The sequence below is a fragment of the Mesorhizobium sp. LNHC209A00 genome (assembly GCF_000502915.1).
In the GTDB taxonomy this organism is placed as follows: Bacteria; Pseudomonadota; Alphaproteobacteria; order Rhizobiales; family Rhizobiaceae; genus Mesorhizobium.
Map to the genome: position 1 here is coordinate 5,001 of NZ_AYWT01000003.1, position 18,392 is coordinate 23,392.

At 62.8% G+C, this 18,392-nt stretch carries 14 protein-coding genes, 1 tRNA gene, 2 rRNA genes and 1 pseudogene (1 of these 18 only partly in view); 9 read left to right on the forward strand and 9 right to left on the reverse strand.

Features of this window, described 5'->3' with window-relative positions; translation table 11 throughout:
* The 3 genes from X739_RS1000000169925 to X739_RS158255 all read left to right on the forward strand — a co-directional run.
* Window positions 1-2,123, forward strand: a 23S ribosomal RNA gene (locus X739_RS1000000169925) (it extends 912 nt beyond the left edge of the window).
* A gap of 273 nt (window positions 2,124-2,396) precedes the next feature.
* Window positions 2,397-2,511: ribosomal RNA gene (rrf, locus tag X739_RS158260) — 5S ribosomal RNA — on the forward strand.
* Between the two features lie 126 nt (window positions 2,512-2,637).
* Window positions 2,638-2,714 (forward strand) — tRNA-Met (locus X739_RS158255).
* 392 nt (window positions 2,715-3,106) lie between these two features.
* On the opposite strand, the gene X739_RS158250 is transcribed toward X739_RS158255, so the two are convergent.
* Entirely contained in the window at window positions 3,107-3,424 is a 318-nt protein-coding gene (locus X739_RS158250; RefSeq protein ID WP_023793663.1) for a DUF2251 domain-containing protein, read from the reverse strand.
* A 135-nt stretch (window positions 3,425-3,559) separates the two neighbouring features.
* Window positions 3,560-4,477, reverse strand: coding sequence for a LysR family transcriptional regulator (locus X739_RS158245; RefSeq protein WP_023770718.1), 918 nt, complete (start codon window positions 4,475-4,477; stop codon window positions 3,560-3,562).
* 142 nt (window positions 4,478-4,619) lie between these two features.
* Between X739_RS158245 and X739_RS158240 the strand changes: the two genes are divergently transcribed.
* Both X739_RS158240 and X739_RS158235 read left to right on the forward strand, forming a co-directional pair.
* Entirely contained in the window at window positions 4,620-5,258 is a 639-nt protein-coding gene (locus tag X739_RS158240; protein WP_023781038.1) for a DsbA family protein, read from the forward strand.
* Between the two features lie 36 nt (window positions 5,259-5,294).
* Complete coding sequence (locus tag X739_RS158235; protein WP_023781039.1) at window positions 5,295-5,906, forward strand: NAD(P)-dependent oxidoreductase; 612 nt, start codon at window positions 5,295-5,297, stop codon at window positions 5,904-5,906.
* On the opposite strand, the gene X739_RS158230 is transcribed toward X739_RS158235, so the two are convergent.
* Complete coding sequence (locus X739_RS158230; RefSeq protein WP_023793666.1) at window positions 5,890-7,356, reverse strand: ROK family protein; 1,467 nt, start codon at window positions 7,354-7,356, stop codon at window positions 5,890-5,892. The two genes, X739_RS158235 and X739_RS158230, sit on opposite strands and share 17 nt — an antisense overlap.
* Before the next feature lie 35 nt (window positions 7,357-7,391).
* Window positions 7,392-8,300: a tagatose-bisphosphate aldolase gene (locus X739_RS158225; protein WP_023793668.1), complete on the reverse strand. Its 909-nt coding sequence runs from the start codon at window positions 8,298-8,300 to the stop codon at window positions 7,392-7,394.
* A 274-nt stretch (window positions 8,301-8,574) separates the two neighbouring features.
* On the opposite strand from X739_RS158225, the gene X739_RS158220 reads away from it, so the two are divergent.
* The 4 genes from X739_RS158220 (at window position 8,575) to X739_RS158205 (ending at window position 12,799) form a co-directional block, all read left to right on the forward strand.
* Window positions 8,575-9,480, forward strand: coding sequence for a sugar-binding transcriptional regulator (locus X739_RS158220; RefSeq protein WP_023770715.1), 906 nt, complete (start codon window positions 8,575-8,577; stop codon window positions 9,478-9,480).
* 432 nt (window positions 9,481-9,912) lie between these two features.
* Complete coding sequence (locus tag X739_RS158215) at window positions 9,913-10,890, forward strand: ABC transporter substrate-binding protein (RefSeq protein ID WP_023793671.1); 978 nt, start codon at window positions 9,913-9,915, stop codon at window positions 10,888-10,890.
* A 99-nt stretch (window positions 10,891-10,989) separates the two neighbouring features.
* Window positions 10,990-12,051 carry a ribose ABC transporter gene (locus X739_RS158210; RefSeq protein ID WP_023770714.1) on the forward strand — a complete coding sequence of 354 codons (1,062 nt, stop codon included), beginning with the start codon at window positions 10,990-10,992 and terminating at the stop codon, window positions 12,049-12,051.
* Window positions 12,044-12,799, forward strand: coding sequence for an ATP-binding cassette domain-containing protein (locus X739_RS158205; protein ID WP_023770713.1), 756 nt, complete (start codon window positions 12,044-12,046; stop codon window positions 12,797-12,799). Before X739_RS158210 ends, X739_RS158205 begins: the two co-directional genes overlap by 8 nt.
* A 36-nt stretch (window positions 12,800-12,835) precedes the next feature.
* Here the strand turns inward: X739_RS158205 and X739_RS158200 are convergent, their stop codons facing one another.
* The 5 genes and pseudogenes from X739_RS158200 to X739_RS158185 all read right to left on the reverse strand — a co-directional run bounded on the left by X739_RS158200 (window position 12,836) and on the right by X739_RS158185 (window position 18,036).
* On the reverse strand, window positions 12,836-13,612 hold the full coding sequence (locus X739_RS158200; RefSeq protein WP_023770712.1) for an ATP-binding cassette domain-containing protein: 777 nt from the start codon (window positions 13,610-13,612) through the stop codon (window positions 12,836-12,838).
* On the reverse strand, window positions 13,609-14,460 hold the full coding sequence (locus X739_RS158195; protein ID WP_023770711.1) for an ABC transporter ATP-binding protein: 852 nt from the start codon (window positions 14,458-14,460) through the stop codon (window positions 13,609-13,611). Before X739_RS158195 ends, X739_RS158200 begins: the two co-directional genes overlap by 4 nt.
* On the reverse strand, window positions 14,457-15,287 hold the full coding sequence (locus X739_RS158190; protein WP_023793675.1) for an ABC transporter permease: 831 nt from the start codon (window positions 15,285-15,287) through the stop codon (window positions 14,457-14,459). The genes X739_RS158195 and X739_RS158190 overlap by 4 nt, the downstream gene beginning before the upstream one ends.
* Window positions 15,284-16,281: pseudogene (locus tag X739_RS01000000165865) on the reverse strand (ABC transporter permease). Before X739_RS01000000165865 ends, X739_RS158190 begins: the two are co-directional and overlap by 4 nt.
* A gap of 144 nt (window positions 16,282-16,425) precedes the next feature.
* Window positions 16,426-18,036 carry an ABC transporter substrate-binding protein gene (locus tag X739_RS158185; protein WP_023793677.1) on the reverse strand — a complete coding sequence of 537 codons (1,611 nt, stop codon included), beginning with the start codon at window positions 18,034-18,036 and terminating at the stop codon, window positions 16,426-16,428.
* Between the last annotated feature and the right edge of the window lie 356 nt (window positions 18,037-18,392).

Here is an 18,392-nt window from a genome sequence, read left to right on the forward strand (position 1 = left end):
TCGACCGAATACCCCAGGGGGTAGAGCACTGGATGGGCTAGGGGTCCTCACCGGATTACCAAACCTAACCAAACTCCGAATACCTGGGAGTACTAGTCGGCAGACACACGGCGGGTGCTAACGTCCGTCGTGAAAAGGGAAACAACCCTGACCTACAGCTAAGGTCCCCAAGTTATGGCTAAGTGGGAAAGGATGTGAGGATCCCAAAACAACCAGGATGTTGGCTTAGAAGCAGCCATCATTTAAAGAAAGCGTAACAGCTCACTGGTCTAAATAAGGGTCTTTGCGCCGAAAATGTAACGGGGCTAAAGCCATACACCGAAGCTTAGGGTTTGGTCCGCAAGGGCCAAGCGGTAGCGGAGCGTTCTGTAAGCTGACGAAGCCATACCCGTGAGGGGTGGTGGAGGTATCAGAAGTGCGAATGCTGACATGAGTAACGTAAGGGGAGTGAGAGACTCCCCCGCCGAAAGACCAAGGGTTCCTGCTTAAAGCTAATCTGAGCAGGGTTAGCCGGCCCCTAAGACGAGGCGGAAACGCGTAGTCGATGGGAACCACGTTAATATTCGTGGGCTTGGAGGTAGTGACGGATCATTGAGGTAGTCCAATCTTATCGGATTGAACGGGCTGCTGCGTGGTTCCAGGAAATAGCTCCCCCTTATAAACCGTACCCGAAACCGACACTGGTGGTCTGGTAGAGTATACCAAGGCGCTTGAGAGAACTATGCTGAAGGAACTCGGCAAATTGCACGCGTAACTTCGAGATCGGAAGAGCGTCNGTAGTGACGGATCATTGAGGTAGTCCAATCTTATCGGATTGAACGGGCTGCTGCGTGGTTCCAGGAAATAGCTCCTCCTTATAAACCGTACCCGAAACCGACACTGGTGGTCTGGTAGAGTATACCAAGGCGCTTGAGAGAACTATGCTGAAGGAACTCGGCAAATTGCACGCGTAACTTCGGAAGAAGCGTGACCCTTTTCCACGCAAGTGGAGGAGGGTGGCACAGACCAGGGGGTAGCGACTGTTTATCAAAAACACAGGGCTCTGCGAAGTCGCAAGACGACGTATAGGGTCTGACGCCTGCCCGGTGCTGGAAGGTTAAGAGGAGGGGTGCAAGCTCTGAATCGAAGCCCCAGTAAACGGCGGCCGTAACTATAACGGTCCTAAGGTAGCGAAATTCCTTGTCGGGTAAGTTCCGACCTGCACGAATGGCGTAACGACTTCCCCGCTGTCTCCAGCATAGACTCAGTGAAATTGAATTCCCCGTGAAGATGCGGGGTTCCTGCGGTTAGACGGAAAGACCCCGTGCACCTTTACTATAGCTTTACATTGGCATTCGTAGTGGCATGTGTAGGATAGGTGGTAGGCTTTGAAACCTGGGCGCCAGCTCAGGTGGAGCCACCCTTGAAATACCACCCTTATTACTATGGATGTCTAACCGCGGCCCGTTATCCGGGTCCGGGACAATGTATGGTGGGTAGTTTGACTGGGGCGGTCGCCTCCTAAAGAGTAACGGAGGCGCGCGATGGTGGGCTCAGAACGGTCGGAAATCGTTCGCTGAGTGCAATGGCATAAGCCTGCCTGACTGCGAGACTGACAAGTCGAGCAGAGACGAAAGTCGGTCATAGTGATCCGGTGGTCCCGCGTGGAAGGGCCATCGCTCAACGGATAAAAGGTACGCCGGGGATAACAGGCTGATGACCCCCAAGAGTCCATATCGACGGGGTTGTTTGGCACCTCGATGTCGACTCATCGCATCCTGGGGCTGGAGCAGGTCCCAAGGGTATGGCTGTTCGCCATTTAAAGCGGTACGTGAGTTGGGTTCAGAACGTCGTGAGACAGTTCGGTCCCTATCTGCCGTGGGTGTAGGAATATTGAAAGGATCTGTCCCTAGTACGAGAGGACCGGGATGGACGGATCTCTGGTGGACCTGTTGTGGCGCCAGCCGCATAGCAGGGTAGCTATATCCGGACGGGATAACCGCTGAAGGCATCTAAGCGGGAAACCCACCTTAAAACGAGTATTCCCTGAGAACCGTGGAAGACGACCACGTTGATAGGCCGGGTGTGGAAGAGCGGCAACGCTTGAAGCTTACCGGTACTAATAGTTCGATCGGCTTGATCGTTCTCATTCCTTATGCCCATCTGACAAAGTCAGATGGTCTGTTCTCACTCACGCTTGTTCCGCCCCGCGGGCGGCGCTACGTGGGTGCGGCGCATCAGCGCCGACGGTCGGTCGACCTTGCGAAGCTTCGCTTCGAAAGGCGCCAGGACCAAAAGAACCGTAAAGGCACAATTAAGACCAGCGAACAGCCCCGAGAGGCACCCGACAGCTCCGCTGTCGATGTCTCTTATGCTTCTTCGCTCAAAAGCTTCTCGAATAACGTGCGTTTTGCCGACCTGGTGGTTATGGCGGAGCGGCTGCACCCGATCCCATTCCGAACTCGGCCGTGAAACGCTCCAGCGCTGATGGTACTTCGTCTCAAGACGCGGGAGAGTAGGTCGCTGCCAGGTCTGCAAAACGCACGTTCAAACTCTCATCCAATCGGATGACAGTGAAATCTTCTCTCTACGTACAGGCCCGCCAACGGGATCACGGGCCGCGAAAGCGGCCCTTTCATTTGGCGGTGAGGAATATGACGCGGGGTGGAGCAGCCCGGTAGCTCGTCAGGCTCATAACCTGAAGGTCACAGGTTCAAATCCTGTCCCCGCAACCAAATACAAAAGAGCCCGCCCTCGTGCGGGCTCTTTTGTATTTTGCTGTGGCAGCCGGCGATTTTACCTGTCATCAGGGCCCCGCAAGGAGGCGGAGCCGACGCCGCGGGACAGAAAACGCAAATCCTGTCCCCCGCAACCAAACAATAACGGCCCGCCAGGTTCAAACCTGGCGGGCCGTTCGCGTTCCGCTCTCATGCCGGACAGAAACTTGCCGGACAGAGACTTGAACCCATCAGCCGCCCCCAAACCAAGCCAACAAAACCACAAAAGAAAACATCAAAAAAGACCGTCGTATGGGTCCAAGTCGGGGCACCGTTGCCTATCCGGATCAGAACCGTTTTAGGTCGTGAACTCATAAAACGGGAGACGGTCGGCCCCGGAGGGCTCTGGTTCAATGCACCGCGAAAATGTGACTATCCTCGAGATCGGCCCAGCGGCCTACCGGATCAGCTATGCGCAGATCAAACATGGCTGACAATGCGCCGTCAACGAACAGCCCGACTGCCGCCACAGATGAGCTCCACCGGATCGAAACGGGCGTGTCAGCAGGCAAGTCGGTCGCTGCTTTGGCATTGAATGCGGAGATGATCCGTTTGCCCTCCTGCTTTCTCATGTCGAGCAAATAGAAGTATGCTGTTTCGTCATCTCTTTCGAATACTGCCCCGAACCGCCCTAGCTCGTGAGTCGCGGTTTCGTAGACATCGATCATAGCTGCTCCTCCTCGCAACTTGGCCAACGCGAGCCGCCAACTTCCTCGCCCTGATCCAACTCGCCTCAATGCGCCCGTGGCGCCGCGCTTATGAGTCTGATGTAAGTTTTTGCCGACCTTCTGCGGCGGCTACATTCACGCCACGGCACTGCCGCGCGATCGCTTTCTCTCGGCGGCGGCGAGCAGGTCCACAAACACGCGCACCTTGGCAGGCCGGAACCTTGCCGGCGGAAAGACGGCGTGGATGCCGCCGGTGGGCAAGGCCCAGTCGGCAAAGACCGGCACCAGCCGCCCCTCGGCGATGTCGTCGCTGACGCTGTAGTCGGGAAACACACCCAGCCCTATGCCGGCAAGCACGCAGGCATGGGCAGCCGGGCTCTTGTCGCAGGTGATGACCGGGTTGAGTTCGGTCAGCACCTTGTCGCCATCCCTGGAAAACAGCCATTGGCCGACGCCGCGAAGCTGGGCGTTTCCGACCCAGGCCAGCGATTGCGCCTGCCGCGGGCTCACGCCCTGCGGCAGGCCTGCGGCGAACGCAGGGCTTGCCACCACGATCTGCCGTATCGTGCCCAGGCGCCGCGTCTGGTTGGAGGAATCAGCAAGCCAGCCGACGCGAATGCCGAGGTCGATCTGCTCGTCGACCAGATTGCTTACCGCGTCGTCGAAGATCACGTCGACGCGCATATGCGGATAAGTTCTCAGATAGGCGGCGATGACCGGCGCGACCATCTTCGTGCCGTAGTCGAGCGGTGCCGTCAGTCTCAACATTCCCGCCGGTTCGACGGCCGCGCGCGAAAGCTCGCCATAGGCGGCCTCCGCTTCCCGCAGAATTATCATCGCACGATCGTAGAAGAGGCGTCCCTCTTCGGTCGGCGCGACACGCCGCGTCGTGCGTCGCATGAGTGTCGCGCCCAATTCCTCCTCGAGCTTGCCAATCTGATGGCTGACCACGGCTTTGGCGACGCCAAGCCGGTCGGCCGCCGATGTGAAGGAGCCAGTCTCCATCACGGTGGTGAAGTAGACGAGTCGATTGAGGTTCAGCAGGTCAGCCACGGCGATCGCTTTTGTATGAATAGATCAGACAGTCTGTATTATTGGATGGTGTTTATCGCAAGGTCGTTGTCTGCCACATACGAGCAACAGTTTTTGACAATCCAGACCGCTGCACGCCGCGCCAAGGGATCTCCAGGCAATCATGAGCAATTCGGATGTGATTTATCTTTTCGATCCGCTCTGCGGCTGGTGCTACGGCGCCGCCCCGATGCTGGACAAATTGGCTACCAGCGGCGTGAGCGTCGAATTGCTGCCGACCGGCCTGTTTTCGGGTGCGGGCGCGAGGCCGATGGATGAAGGTTTTGCCGCTCACGCCTGGGCGAACGACCAGCGTATCGAGCGTCTGACCGGACAAGCGTTCACGCTGGCCTATCAGCACAATGTCCTCGGCATCCGTGGCAGCTTGCTGGACTCGCATGCCGCGACCCTCGGCATCAGCGCCGCCGGCCTGGAAGACCCAAGCCGCCGGTGGACCGCGCTCAAGGCAATCCAACGTGCGCGCTATGTCGACGGTCGCGATATCGTGACTGTAGAAGGCGTGGCTGCGGTGCTCGCTGGTGCTGGCATGATGGATGCCGCCGCGATCCTGAAGAGCCCGACCGAAACCTTGCTGACGTGGCACCTCGAGCTGGTCAATCGTGGCCGCGCGCTGTTCCATCGCTTGCATGCCAACGGCGTGCCTTCGCTGGCGGTCATTCGCAACGAAGCGCCTCGGCTCATCGGTTCGAACGCGCTGTTCGGCAGCTTTGACAATCTTGTCGCCCATATCGCGGCGGCGTGATCCCCAACTGACCTCCAACAAGGACTGGAAAAGAACATGGCAAACGTCGCTCTCATAGGTGCATCCGGCGCTGTCGGCTCGCGCATACTCCAGGAACTCTCCGATCGTGGCCACAGGGTCACCGGTATCGCCCGCAGCCCTGAAAAGATTGCCGCGCTGCCCGGCGTGACCGCCAAGAAGGGCGATGTCTTCGATAAGGAAGGCCTTGCCGAGTTGATCCGCGACCATGATGCAGTGATCAGCGCGGTGCATTTCTTGGATAGCGACCCCGATATGCTGATCGCCGCGGTGCGTGCCTCGGGCGTAAAGCGCTATCTCGTCGTGGGCGGCGCGGGCAGTCTCGAAGTCGCGCCCGGCAAGCGTCTGGTCGACACCGCCGAATTTCCTGCGATCTACAAGGCCGAGGCACAGAAGGGCGCCGACTACCTGGACAAGTTGAAGACAGTCAGCGACCTCGACTGGACGTTCCTGTCTCCGTCCGCGATGTTCGTCCCAGGTGAGCGCACCGGCAAGTTCCGCGTCGGCAAGGACACGCTTCTCGCCTCGGATAAGGGTAGCAGCATCTCCTTCGAGGACTATGCTATCGCCATGGTCGACGAGATCGAGAAGCCGACGCATGTCAGGCAGCGCTTCACCGTCGGTTATTGATTGAATTGACCGACGCGTCGCCGGCCAAGGTCGCTCGGAGCCATGCGGCGATGGCGTCGAAGTCGATCGGCTGCGTGGTATCGACGTCGAAGAGCGGCCCGCGCCGCAGCGGTTCGGCGCGCTTGGCCAGTTCGATCAATTCGGGGATATAGGCAGCGCCGGGATGTCCCGGCAGGCGCTGACCGAGCCGGGCGCCATAGCGTTCGGCCAGAACTTCGCCCGGCGCGTGGCACCAGATTTCGACCGTGTCTTCGACGCCAGCGTTGCGCAGGTGATCCTCGAGCGCTTGCCGCGGCTGGAAGCCGAACCAGGCATCGACGATGAAGGTGCTGCCGGCCGGGGCGTCGCCGACGAGCGACCAGATTGCCTGGTAGCTCGCGCGGCCGAGCGTGCGATTGAATTCGCGGTCGGCGCCGCCGAGCACTTCGAGAAACGGGTTCTTGACCGTATCGAGCGCGAGCAGCGGCCATCCCATGCGATCGGCGATGCCGCGTGACACCGTGCTCTTGCCGCTGGCCGGGATGCCGTTGACGAGCACGGCGCGTCTGGCGCGGCCGGGCTGAACGGAAAGCGATGCCGGTGCCGAAAGCGCCTGGAGACTGGCGCCGATCACTCCGGCGTCGTCGCCGAGCCCCGCCGGCGCCACCGGGCACTGGTACCACGGCGCCAGCGCCAGCGCGTGGCCAAGCGCTTTGTGTGCGGCCCGGCCAAGACCGCCGCCAAGCAGGACGAGGTCGGGGTCGAACAGGGCAACGGTGGTATCGATCGCCGCGCGCAGCGGTTTTGCCCAGGCTGCCAGTATGCCGCGAGCCTGGATGTCGCCGGCGGCGTCGCGGGCAAAAAGCTGGTCGACCGAAACCTCGGGACCAAGGCCAGCCCGCGCTATGTGACGGCCGAGCGCCGTACCCGAACTGGTGGTTTCGACACAGCCGCGCCGCCCGCAAGCGCAGAGTTCGCCGTTGACGTCGACGGTGATGTGCCCCAGTTGCCCCGCCGTTGCCCGGCCGCGCATGATCCGTCGGTTCTGGACAACGGCGCCGCCAATACCGGTGCCGATGGTGAACATGGCGATGTTGTCGTGGCCCTGGCCGGCGCCAAGCGCCATCTCGGCGGCCAGCGCCATGTTGCAGTCATTGTCGACGATGACAGGCTTGCTGGTCATGCTTTCCAGCCGCTGCGCGAGCGCGACCGAAGCGAGGTTGACATAGCCGCCCGACAGCACCGCGCCGCGCCGCGCGTCGACGCGGCCGGGAACGCCGACGCCGATGGCCGCCACATCAGGCGTATCGAGAAGGCGCACCATGTCGGCGACGCGGCCAAGCACCAGCTCCGGGTCAGGCGCGCTCTTTTCGGAAAGGCGTTCGAGGATTTCACCGCTGCCCGAGATGCGGGCGGCACGCAAATTGGTGCCGCCGATATCGATCCCTATGGCCATGGACTTTTGTGGCATGACGTCCTGCACGTGTCGGCGATCAAAGATGGATATCAGGCGGCAGCCTTCTGCCGATAGCGCCCGATCACCGCCTGGATCTCTCGCAGTCGCGGCACCGCGATGGTCTTAAGCCTTTCGCGCTGAATGTCACGATCGAGCGAGATGCAGTCCTTCCACAGCGATCGGCCGGCGATGACGCCGGAGGCGCCATTTTGCATGGCGATCTCGACCTGGCCAAGGAAAGTGGCGTGGTTGACGCCGGCCGAAAGTACGGCCCACGGCACTTCGCCGGCCATTTCAGTGATGTTGGCGCAGGCTTCCGGCGTTCCGGGGTAGGGAAGCTTCAGCACCTTCGCGCCGCATTCCAGCGAAATCCTCGTACCCTCCTCGACCAGCCAGGGCGTCTTGGCCGCATAGTCCTCGGGGCTTTCCCCTTCGAGCTGATAGGTCAGGAATTCGACGACGAGCAGCAGGTCTTCTTTGCCGAAGTCGGTGATGCATTGGCGCAGAATGGCGATGTTGTGCTCGTTGGCTTCAGGCTTGTCGGCCCGCAGATACACCATGATCTTGCCGCCGGTGCCGCCCAATTCGCGCACGCGCCGCGCATCGATGCCGGGGACCAGCCGCGACAGCCGATAGCCCTCCGGCGAGACGTCGAAACCGGACGCGTCGAGACCGATGAGGAGTGCGGTATCGCGGTTCAGCACGCCGTCGTCGACAACCCTTGGCACCGCGCAGAGCGGGTCGAGCAGCACGCAGGACGCCGCGCTCGCGAGGTAGCGCGTGATGTCGGCCTTGGTGTCGCCGAGCATGTCGTTGGTGATCCTGGCCTGGTCCGCGGGGTCCGACGCCAACAAGGTGCGCATGCCGCCGCGCTGGTCGCAAGCGATGGCCACCATGGCTCCATCCTTGCCGCATATCTGCTGGTAGCCGCGCAGTTCCGCGGTGGTCATCTTGGTCATGGTTTTCTTCTGTCCGATGTTGGCGCGCCGAGGCGCTGATCCCGTGGAAATAAATGTCAGTTCGCCCGCCTGCCGGCAGGAAGAGTTGCCGCCTGATGCATCGCCGGCTGCTGGGATAAGCAGCCTGGCCGGCGCTTGGCTGGTGTCCCCAAAAGTTGCGAGTTCACCGGATTTGCGCGATAACTCGCATCGGCCTATACGGGTGTAACACGTTGCTGAAAGGAATTGCAAGCTGTCTGTTCCCTCCGTCCAGGACGCGACCGCATCGCGCACGATGCTGCACACGGTTGCCAAGTTGCACTATGTGGAGGAGATGTCGCAGGTCGACATAGCGCGGCAGCTCGGTGTCTCCACCGCGACGATTTCGCGCCTGCTGCAACGGGCGCGGGCGGAAGGTATCGTGCGCATCGAGGTGATCGACCTGGCGACGCCGGAGGATATTACCAGGCAGCTTGTCGACGGATTGAAATTGCGGGACGCCGCCGTTGTCGAGACGCCGGGGGCCGGCGCGCTGACGGCGCTTTCCGCCCCGCTAGGCGCTTTGCTCAGGCAGGCACAACTGGTGGCCGGCTCCGTGGTCGCCATCGGCTGGGGGCGCGCCGTGCGCGAGGTCATCCGAGCCGGTCTGCCGCGTATGCCGGGCGTGCTGACTGTGGCCGCTACGGGCGGCATGCAGCAGCACGCGGCGCATTTCCAGGTCAATGAATTCGTGCGGCTCGCCGCCGAAGAGTTTGGCGGGAAACCGCACTTTATCCATGCGCCCTATATGCCGTCCAGCGAACTGCGAGAGGTCTTCCTCGGAGACGCCACCATCCGCGATGCCGTCGCGCTGTGGGACAGGACCGACGTCGCGATCGTCGGCATTGGCCTGCCGCACGCCATCAACCCACCCGAGGCGAGTGCCGCCACGCCGACCGAGCAGGCGCTGGTCCATGCGGCTGGCGACGTCCTTCGCCATTATTTCGATGCGGAAGGCGCCCTGATCGCCTGGGAAGGGGAGAGCAGGATGATCGCCATGTCGCCAGCGCAGCTTCGCGCCGTACCGCTGGTGATCGGCGTCGCAGCCTCGCCGGAGAAGGCGACGGCAATCATCGGCGCCGTTCGTTCTGGGCTCATCAACACGCTGGTGACGGATACCAAGACGGCGCAGGCCATCCTCGCGGTTCTTGCAACGCGATAGCGGCGGATATGTCGACTGATGCGGCGCTGTCGGTGCGGAGAGAAGCCGTTGCGAAATCGATTGTGTCGCCTCGGAGTCGGGACGATAGTCCGCAGGAGCTCGGAGGAGCAGTCAGATGGCGTCTGGAAAAGCCGGCGTTGCGGCCCCGGAAAAACCGAGTTGCAATTTATTTCTGCAAAGTGTTACAAACTGCCGATCCGCCGTGCAGGCATGCCTGGCGCGATGGTCCCCTGACCTCGCGGAGGCGAGGAAAGTGAGCACGGGGATTGTGCCGGTCGGCTCGACCGGCTGATATTTAGACTGGAGGGCGCTTGGGAGGAGCTGCCCGCGAAAGCAAACAGCGTTCCGGCCGTCGGCATCCTGCCCCTGAGCGGATAACGGCCATTCCAATGTCACCGAAACGGCAGAACTGCCAACAATGAGGAGGATGTCATGAAGAAGATCGTTGCCGCGCTCGCGGCGCTTGCCGTCAGCGCGACGGTGCTGATGGCGCCCGCGCAGGCGCAGGACAAAAAATACACCATTGCGCTCATTCCGGGCCTCACCACCGACGGCTTTTACATTACCATGCGCAAGGGTGCCCAAGCGGCCGCCGACGCGCTCGGCGTGAACCTGGTCTTCCAGGGTGCTCCGGACTTCAACCCGGTCACCCAAGTGCCGGTGCTCGACGCGGTCATCGCCAAGAAACCGGATGCGATCCTGATCGCGCCGACCGATAAGGTCCAGCTGGTCGAGCCGCTGCGCAAGGCCAACGACGCCGGCATTCCGGTCATAACAGTCGATACTTTCATCGGTAGCGGCGTCTACCAGACGGGTGCTGGGGATGCCGATTTCCCGCTGGCCTACATTGCCTCGGACAACGTTCTGGGCGGCGAGATCGCCGCGCGTGCGCTTGCCACCGCCGTCGGCGACAAGGGCAAGGTCTATGTGTCGAACGTCAAGCCCGGCATCTCGACCACCGACCAGCGCGAAGAAGGCTTCAAGAAGGAGATGGCCAAGCATACGGGCATCACCGTGCTGGAGACGCAATTCAATGACGATGACGCCAACAAGGCGGCCTCGCAGCTGCAGGCCGTCTTCGCGCGCAATGCCGATCTGGTCGGTGTGTTCGGGGCCAATTTGTTCTCCGCGCTGGGTGCGGCCAACGGCGTCAAGCAGGCCGGGCAGAGCGGCACCGTCAAGGTCGTCGCCTTCGATGCACCGACCAGCATCGTCGACAACATCAACACCGGCCTGGTGGACGTGGCGATCGCCCAGCATCCCGCCGAGATCGGCTACTTCGGCGTCGTCTCGGCCTATGCCCACCTGACCGGCCATTCAATCCCGGTCACGATCGGCACCGGCTTCACGATCATGGACAAGTCCAACATCGCCGACCCGAACATCTCGAAGTATCTCTACTCCGAGTAGGTCAAGACGAGCTTGGCTCCTCCCGGTCCGCCGGGGGGAGCTCGTGCCGGGTTCCCAGAGGCGGGGCCTGTTTGAACACAGCCGCGCCGCGGAGTATTCATGACATCGACATCACCAGCCCAGTCGGCCGAGAAGCATGTCGCCCCCCAGGCCGATCATGGCGATCCGGCCAGGAGCCTGATCGGACGCATCGCCGAAGGGCGCGCCTGGTTGTTCCTCGCCGGTCTGATCATCTGCTTCGAGGCATGGTCGAGGTTCGCCTTCGGTGCGACGTTCGTGCTCAACCCTTTCAACCTGCAATCCATCGCGATCTTCGCCATAGCGCCGCTGCTGCTTGCGACCGGACAGACTTTCGTCATCATTTCTGGCGGTATCGATCTGTCGCTCGGCTTCATCATGGGCCTTGCCGCCGTCGTTGCCGCGCATGCCACCAATATGGCGGGCGCCGCCATTCCCTTGCCGCTGGCCATGCTGGCGGGCATCCTCGCCGCGGTGATCGTCGCCGGCTTGCCCGGCATCATCAATGGCCTGCTGATCTCGCGCCTCAGGGTGCCGCCGTTCATCGGCACGCTCGGCATGTTCGGCGTCGCGCGCGGCGTTGCCTTCCTGCTTGCCGGGGGCACGACGGTGCCGGTGCAGAATTCCTGGTTCGCGCTGCTCGGCAACGGCAAGTTCCATGGCGTGCCCTATCTGGTCGTGATCGCCGCCGTCTTCGTCGTGGTGATGCATTATCTGCTCAGCCAGACGCGGTTCGGCCAGCACAATTATGCCATCGGCGCCAATGTGCAGGCGGCGCGGCGCGCCGGCATCGATATCAGGGGCCACATATTGCGGCTCTATGTGCTGTCGGCGATGTGCGCCGGTCTTGGCGGGGCGCTCTACGCGGCGCGCTTCACCGCCGGTGCGGCGCAAGCCGGCGAGCCACTGCTGCTCGACAGCGTCGCGGCGGTCGTCATCGGCGGCGCCAGCCTGTTCGGTGGCTCCGGCACCATCCTGGGCACGGTCGCCGGCGCGCTGGTGATCGCGGTCATCCAGTACGGGCTGGTCTTCGTCAATGTCGAGCCGTTCTGGCAGTTCATCGCCGTCGGCGTCGTCATCATCATTTCCGTGCTCATAGACCAGGCGCAGCGCCGGTTCAGTGGAGGCCGCCAGGATGAATAGCAACGACCAGAACACCCCCTTGCTCGAGGTCCGCAACCTGTCCAAGCATTTCGGCGCCGTGCGCGCGCTCAACGATTTCTCCATGGCCGTGCGGCCAGGCGAAGTCGTGGCGCTGGCCGGCGATAACGGCGCGGGCAAGACGACGCTGATCAAGGCGATCTCGGGCGTGTTCCAGCCGACAGGCGGCGAAATCCTGCTCGGCGGCCAGCAGGTGGCATTCGCGACGCCGCAGGAGGCGCGCGAAAAAGGCATCGAGACGATCTATCAGGATCTGGCTCTCGCCGACAATCTGTCGATCGGCGCCAACATTTTCCTTGGCCGCGAACCGATGCGCAAGGCGTTCGGCTTCCTGCCGGTGCTCGACCGCAAGGCGATGGCCGAGGCGGCCAGAGAGACGATGAAGCGACTGGATTTCCACGTCAGCCGGATGAACGCCCCGGTCAGCAATTTCTCCGGCGGCCAGCGCCAGGCCGTCGCCATCGGCCGTGCCGTCTACTGGGATGCGCAGATCCTCATCATGGACGAACCGACCGCGGCACTTGGCGTGCCGGAACAGCGCAAGGTGATCTCGCTCATCCACCAGCTCAAGGCGCAGGGACGCGGCGTGATCTTCATCTCGCACAATCTGCAGGATATCTTCGCGGTCTCGGACCGCATCGTCGTACTGCGCCGCGGCGTCCAGGCCGGCGAGCGCAAGATTTCCGAGACCAACCATGACGAGGTCGTCAGATTGATGGTTGGGGGGTAGGCCGTCCTGTCGGCATGATCTTGTTTGAAGACCGGATCATGGTCTGTTCCTGTTCAGTCTAGGCGCAGCCGCGACCAGTGCCTTGCCGATGGCCGATCGCGGCGCGTCGATAACGGTTCGGGCAGCGCCGCTCTCGGCAATCCGCCCGGCATCGAGAAGGATGACGCGGTGGGCGACCGCCCGGACGACGCCAAGATCATGCGAAATGAAGAGATAGGCGATCCGTTCCTCGCGCTGCAGGTCGAGCAGGAGATCGAGGATCTGGCCGCGCACCGAGACGTCGAGCGCCGACACCGCTTCGTCAAGCACGATCAGCGGCGGCTTCGTGGCGATGGCGCGGGCAATCGCCACACGCTGCCGCTGACCGCCGGAGATTTCATGGATTGCGCGGGGCGCGAGATCGGCCGCCAGGCCGACGCGCTCCAGCAGGGCAGCGATGCGGCGCGGGCGCTCTGAGCGCGGGCCGACGCCATGAATGCGCAAGGGGTCATCGAGGACGCGCGCCACCGTGGCGCGCGGATTGAAGGCGGCCAGCGGATCCTGGAACACCATTTGCAGGCGCGCGCGACGGGCTCGAAGTGCCGAGCCGCCCAGAGCCAGGAAATCATCGCCTTCGAATTCAATGCGTCCGCCATCCGGCTCGATCAGGCGCAGCGCCAGCCGCGCGATGGTCGACTTGCCGCTGCCGGAAGGGCCTGCCAGCGCCAGCGTTTCGCCGGGCTCGATATGAAAGGAGACATCGTCCACCGCAGCAAGGGTCGTGCCGCCGCGACTATAGCGTTTGGTGAGATTGGACACTGTCAGCAGGCTCATGCATTCAGCCTGCTTCGGTGCAGCAGCGGCTCGGCGTCGAGGCCGATATGGGCGTCGAGCAGCGCGCGGGTATAGGCTTGCGTCGGGGCTTCGACAATCTGCTCGGTCTTGCCAAACTCCACCACCTGGCCGTGGCGGAACACAGCGATGCGTTCGGCAAGCTCGGCGGCGAGCGCAATGTCATGGCTGATAAACAGCAGCGTCATGCCGTCCTCGGCCACAAGCCGTCGAATCAAATCGACGATCTCGGCCTGCACGATGGTGTCGAGCGCGCTGGTCGCCTCGTCGGCGATCAGCAGTTTCGGCCCGGCGGCAATCGCGGCGGCAATCGCCACACGCTGCTTCTGGCCGCCGGAAAGCTGATGCGGGAAGGCACGCAGGGCGGAGTCGGGGTCGGGCAAGCGGACGCGTTCGAGGAGGGTTTTGGCTTTGGCAAAGGACCGGTGCCAGTCAAGGTTGAGATGGGTGCGCAACACCTCGGCTATCTGCTTGCCCACGGTCATCACCGGGTCGAGGCTGGCTGATGGGTCCTGGAACACGAAGCCGATATCGCGGCCGCCGAGGGGGATATTGTCGCGAAGCAGGAAAGGTTCGCGTTCCGGCTCGAGGGAATGCGACATTTGAATTTTCGAGGTCTGCCAGTCGATACTCCCCTCAATCCTGGCGCTCGCCGGCAACAATCCCGCGATCGCCAGCGCCAGCGTGCTCTTGCCCGAACCGCTTTCACCGATGATGGCCAGCCGTTCGCCTGCCTGGATATCGAGAATAATGTTCTTCAGCGCGGCGACCTCGCTGCCATCACGGCGGTAGGTCACCGTCAGATCTCGGATCGACGCCAATACCGTCACGACAGGCCCCCGCGTACCGCCGTCGTTTCGACGATGCCTTCGCCGGCGAGATAGACGCCGAGCACAGTCAGCACCAGCGCAATGCCCGGGACGATCGAGAGGAACGGGGCGGTGCGCAAGACAGCGCGACCTTCCGCGATCATGCCACCCCAGGTAACCCGGTTGGGGTCGCCAAGACCAAGAAAAGACAGGGCTGCTTCGGTGAGGATCGCGGCGGCGACGATCACCGATGACATCCCCAACATCGGCGGCAAGGCATTGGGCAGCACCTCGCGAAAGGCGATTTCCAGGGGATGCATGCCAATGACACGGGCACTGGCGACATAGTCGCGTTCGCGAATGGAGAGGACTTCCGCGCGGGCGACCCGCGCCGGTCCCGTCCAGGTGCCGAGCGCTATTGCCATGACGACGACGCCGAGCGAGGGCCCAACCACGCTGACGAAGGCCAGCGCCAGCAGGAAGCCCGGCACGGTTTGGAAAGCGTCAGTGATGCGCATCAGCACCTCGTCGATCAGGCCGCCGGCGAAACCGGCCAGCGTGCCGATCACCGCGCCGACGGCGAGTGCCGCGGCCGCCGCGGCCAGACCGACCGCCAGCGACGTACGGGCGCCGTGGAACAGCTCGGCCAACACGTCGCGGCCGAGCCGGTCGGTGCCGAGCGGCAGCGACCAATCCCGGAAGGGCGGCAGCAGCGCCGCGCCGGCAATGGCTTGCGGGTCCCCGGGAAACAGCAGCGAGGCCGACAGCGCCATGGCGAAAAGCGCCGCCAGGATGATGGCACCGGCGACCGCCTCGGGCGTGCGCAGAAAGCGGCGCAGACGGCTCATGCACCGGCCCCGCTGGCGCCGACGCGCGGGTCAAGGAAGGCATAGGCAATGTCGACGACAAGATTGATGACGATGACCAGGACGGCGCTGGTAAGAATGATGCCGAGCAGCAGCGGCGTGTCGCGCGCGGCCACCGCTTCCTGCGCCAGCCGGCCGAGGCCCGGCACCGCAAAGACGCTCTCGATGACGACGCTGCCGCCGAGCATCTGCGCCGACTGCAGGCCGAGCATGGTGACCAGCGGCAGCAGCGCATTGCGGGCGACATGAGCGAGCACGATGCGGCGGCGCGATAACCCCCTGGCGCGGGCTGCCAGCACAAAATCCTGGCGCCAGGCCTCGGCCATGCCGGCGCGCATCATGCGCAGATAGAGCGCCAGATAGATGAAACCGAGTGCGCAAACCGGCAGCACCAGATGGACGGCGATGTCGGCGGCGCGGTCGAGGCCGGTCTTGTCCGAGGCCAGGGTTTCGACGCCACCGATCGGCAGCCAGCGCAGGTCGACGGCGAAGATCACGATCAGCACCAGGCCGAGCCAGAAGCCGGGCACTGCGTAGAGCGCCAGCGAGGCGACGGAGAGAAAACGGTCGCGGAAGCTGCCTGGCCTGGCGCCGGCATGGATGCCGAGCGCCGAGCCGAGGCCAAAGGAGAGCGCGGTGGCGCTGACCATCAGGAAGANATCAGGAAGAGCGTGGTCGGCAGTCGCTCGAGGATGACATCGCGGATCGGTCGGGAAAAAGTGACGGACCGGCCGAGATCGAGATGCAGCAGTGCCCAGAGGTAGTTGGCGAGCCGCGTCAGCTCCGACTGATCGAGACCCCAGCGGTGGCGCAACAGCTCGATCATGCCGGCGTCGCCGCCGGTCGAGACGATGTAGGCGTCGACCGCATCGCCGGGCGCTGCTTCGAGCAGCACGAAGGTGCCGATGACGACGATCAAAAGTACGAAGATGCTGCCGACGAGGCGACGGCGCAGGAGGACGAGGGCGCGACTCATGCGGACCTCGAATGTGCGATAAAGGACATAAGGAAATGTCGAGCCCAGGGGCCCCCTTCTGTCCTGCCGGACATCTCCCCCTCAAGGGGGTAGATTGGCTGCTGCCGATGTTTTTCCTCGCGAACTCTCATCCGCGCAAGTCTGTCACGATTCCAGATACGTGTCCGCCCAGTTCGACACCGCCCAGCGCGGGTTGTTGGCGATGTTGCCGACCTTGTCACTGGCGACGCTGATAAAGCTCCATTCGGCGACGTTGATCAGCGGCAGGTCGGCCGCGACCTGCTTCTGAAACTCCTTGTAGAGGTCGGTGCGCGCCGTGGTGTCGAGCGTCTCGGAGGCCTTGGTGATCAGGGCGTCGAGCGCGTCATTCTTGTAGCCGCCCTGGTTGGAGAACGGCACGCCATCGGGAATGCCGCTCTGCACCAGGATGGTGGTCGAGATCGCCGGGTCGCCGCGGAAAACCGGCGGGCCGACCGCGAGGTCGAAGGCGTGGTCGGTATAGACCGCCTTGATGTGGGCGGCCGAGTCGTTGTTGACCAGCTGCGCGTCGATCCCTATTGCCGCGAGCGCCTGACGCAGATAGTCGCCGAACTGTTTCGTCTCGTTGAAATAGGGGGCAGGCAAGAGCCTGAGCGAGAAGCGGTTGCCGTCGGCGCCTTTCTTATAACCGGCTTCGTCGAGCAGCGCGTTGGCCTTGTCGACATCGAAGGCATAGATCGGCACGTCGGCGGTGTAGAATTGCGGATCGTTCTTCGGCACCGGGCCGGTCGCCGTGGCGGCGTAGCCGAGGAACACTGTCTTGACGACGAAGTCCTTGTCGATGGCGTGCGCGATGGCCTGACGCACCTTGAGGTCGGCCAATTCCTTGCGGCGATGGTTGATCTCGACCACGAGCTGGTAGGTGAGGCCCTCATAGCCCTTGGTGATGACCTTCAGGCCGGGAACCTTGGAGATGCGGTCGAGATCGGCCAGCGGCACGGCCGAGAAAGCCGCGAGTTGGATTTCCTCGGCCTCCAGCGCGGCGGCGGCCGAGGTACGGTCGGGCAGGACCTGATAGATGATCTCGTCAAGATAGGGCTCGTCCTTGCCCCAGTAGTCGACGTTCTTCGTCAGCCGGTAATACTGGCCGGCCTTGTACTCGCCGAACTTGAACGGACCCGTACCGATCGGTGCGTTGTTGGCAGGGTTGTCCTCGATCTTGCCGACTTCGTAGATGTGCTTCGGCACCACGCTCGACAGCGCCGGCAAGGCGTTGCGGATCAGCTGGAACGGCGTCGGCTTGGCGAATTTGAACACGGCGGTCAGATCGTCTGGTGTCTCGACCGTGCTGAGGTCCTTGAACACGGTCCGGCCGAGATTCTGCAGCGGCTTCCATATCTGCAACGCCGAGAAGGCGACGTCGGCCGAGGTGAACGGCTTGCCGTCATGCCATTTGACTCCTTCGCGCAGCTTGAAGGTCGCCGAGAGCCCGTCGGCGGCACCTTCCCAGCTCACCGCCAGCCGAGGCGCGAGCCCGCCCTTGGCCTCGAAGGAGGCTTCGGCCAGCGTCTCGACGATCTTGCTGGAGATGAAGAACACGCCGTTGGAGGCGACGATCGCCGGGTTGAGATTGCGCGGCTCGGAATCGGCGGCAAGCACGAGCCGTCCGCCCTTCTTTGGCGTCTGCGTCCAGCCCAGGGCCGGCATGGCGGTGGTGGCCAGCAGCAGTGCCGACCCGGTAAGCATGGTGCGTCTGGAAATGATGAAACCTGACATGATCGAACTCCGTCCTCTCCTCCACCCGACCCGGCGCGACGTCGAACGTCGGCGCGCGCATCGGCATCCTTGCGGCGGAGATTATGGGCCTTGCCGAGGGTTTCGCCAGAGACGGAATTGGCGCATCCTTGCTTGGCTTTGAAATTTCCGTCCGCTGGACCAGTTTAGCACAAGCCCAGTCAATTCGATTGGCTGGTAGGACCAGATTAGCGGATATGCGCACAAATGACGCTTGGGTGACCACCGAACGTTGTGTTCGTGAACATTCTGGCTGGACCAGAGCGAGAAAAATAGTGCAGGTTTGATCGCGAGCCGGGGATCGGATGCGAAACAGCGCCAATCCCGGCAATTCAGGG

Coding starts and splice junctions, on each gene's coding strand:
- X739_RS158250 (WP_023793663.1), bottom strand. CDS start 3,424: ATGATCGATGTCTACGAAACCGCGACTCACGAGCTAGGGCGGTTCGGG.
- X739_RS158240 (WP_023781038.1), top strand. CDS start 4,620: ATGAGCAATTCGGATGTGATTTATCTTTTCGATCCGCTCTGCGGCTGG.
- X739_RS158235 (WP_023781039.1), top strand. CDS start 5,295: ATGGCAAACGTCGCTCTCATAGGTGCATCCGGCGCTGTCGGCTCGCGC.
- X739_RS158230 (WP_023793666.1), bottom strand. CDS start 7,356: ATGCCACAAAAGTCCATGGCCATAGGGATCGATATCGGCGGCACCAAT.
- X739_RS158225 (WP_023793668.1), bottom strand. CDS start 8,300: ATGACCAAGATGACCACCGCGGAACTGCGCGGCTACCAGCAGATATGC.
- X739_RS158220 (WP_023770715.1), top strand. CDS start 8,575: ATGCTGCACACGGTTGCCAAGTTGCACTATGTGGAGGAGATGTCGCAG.
- X739_RS158215 (WP_023793671.1), top strand. CDS start 9,913: ATGAAGAAGATCGTTGCCGCGCTCGCGGCGCTTGCCGTCAGCGCGACG.
- X739_RS158210 (WP_023770714.1), top strand. CDS start 10,990: ATGACATCGACATCACCAGCCCAGTCGGCCGAGAAGCATGTCGCCCCC.
- X739_RS158205 (WP_023770713.1), top strand. CDS start 12,044: ATGAATAGCAACGACCAGAACACCCCCTTGCTCGAGGTCCGCAACCTG.
- X739_RS158200 (WP_023770712.1), bottom strand. CDS start 13,612: ATGAGCCTGCTGACAGTGTCCAATCTCACCAAACGCTATAGTCGCGGC.
- X739_RS158190 (WP_023793675.1), bottom strand. CDS start 15,287: ATGAGCCGTCTGCGCCGCTTTCTGCGCACGCCCGAGGCGGTCGCCGGT.
- X739_RS158185 (WP_023793677.1), bottom strand. CDS start 18,036: ATGTCAGGTTTCATCATTTCCAGACGCACCATGCTTACCGGGTCGGCA.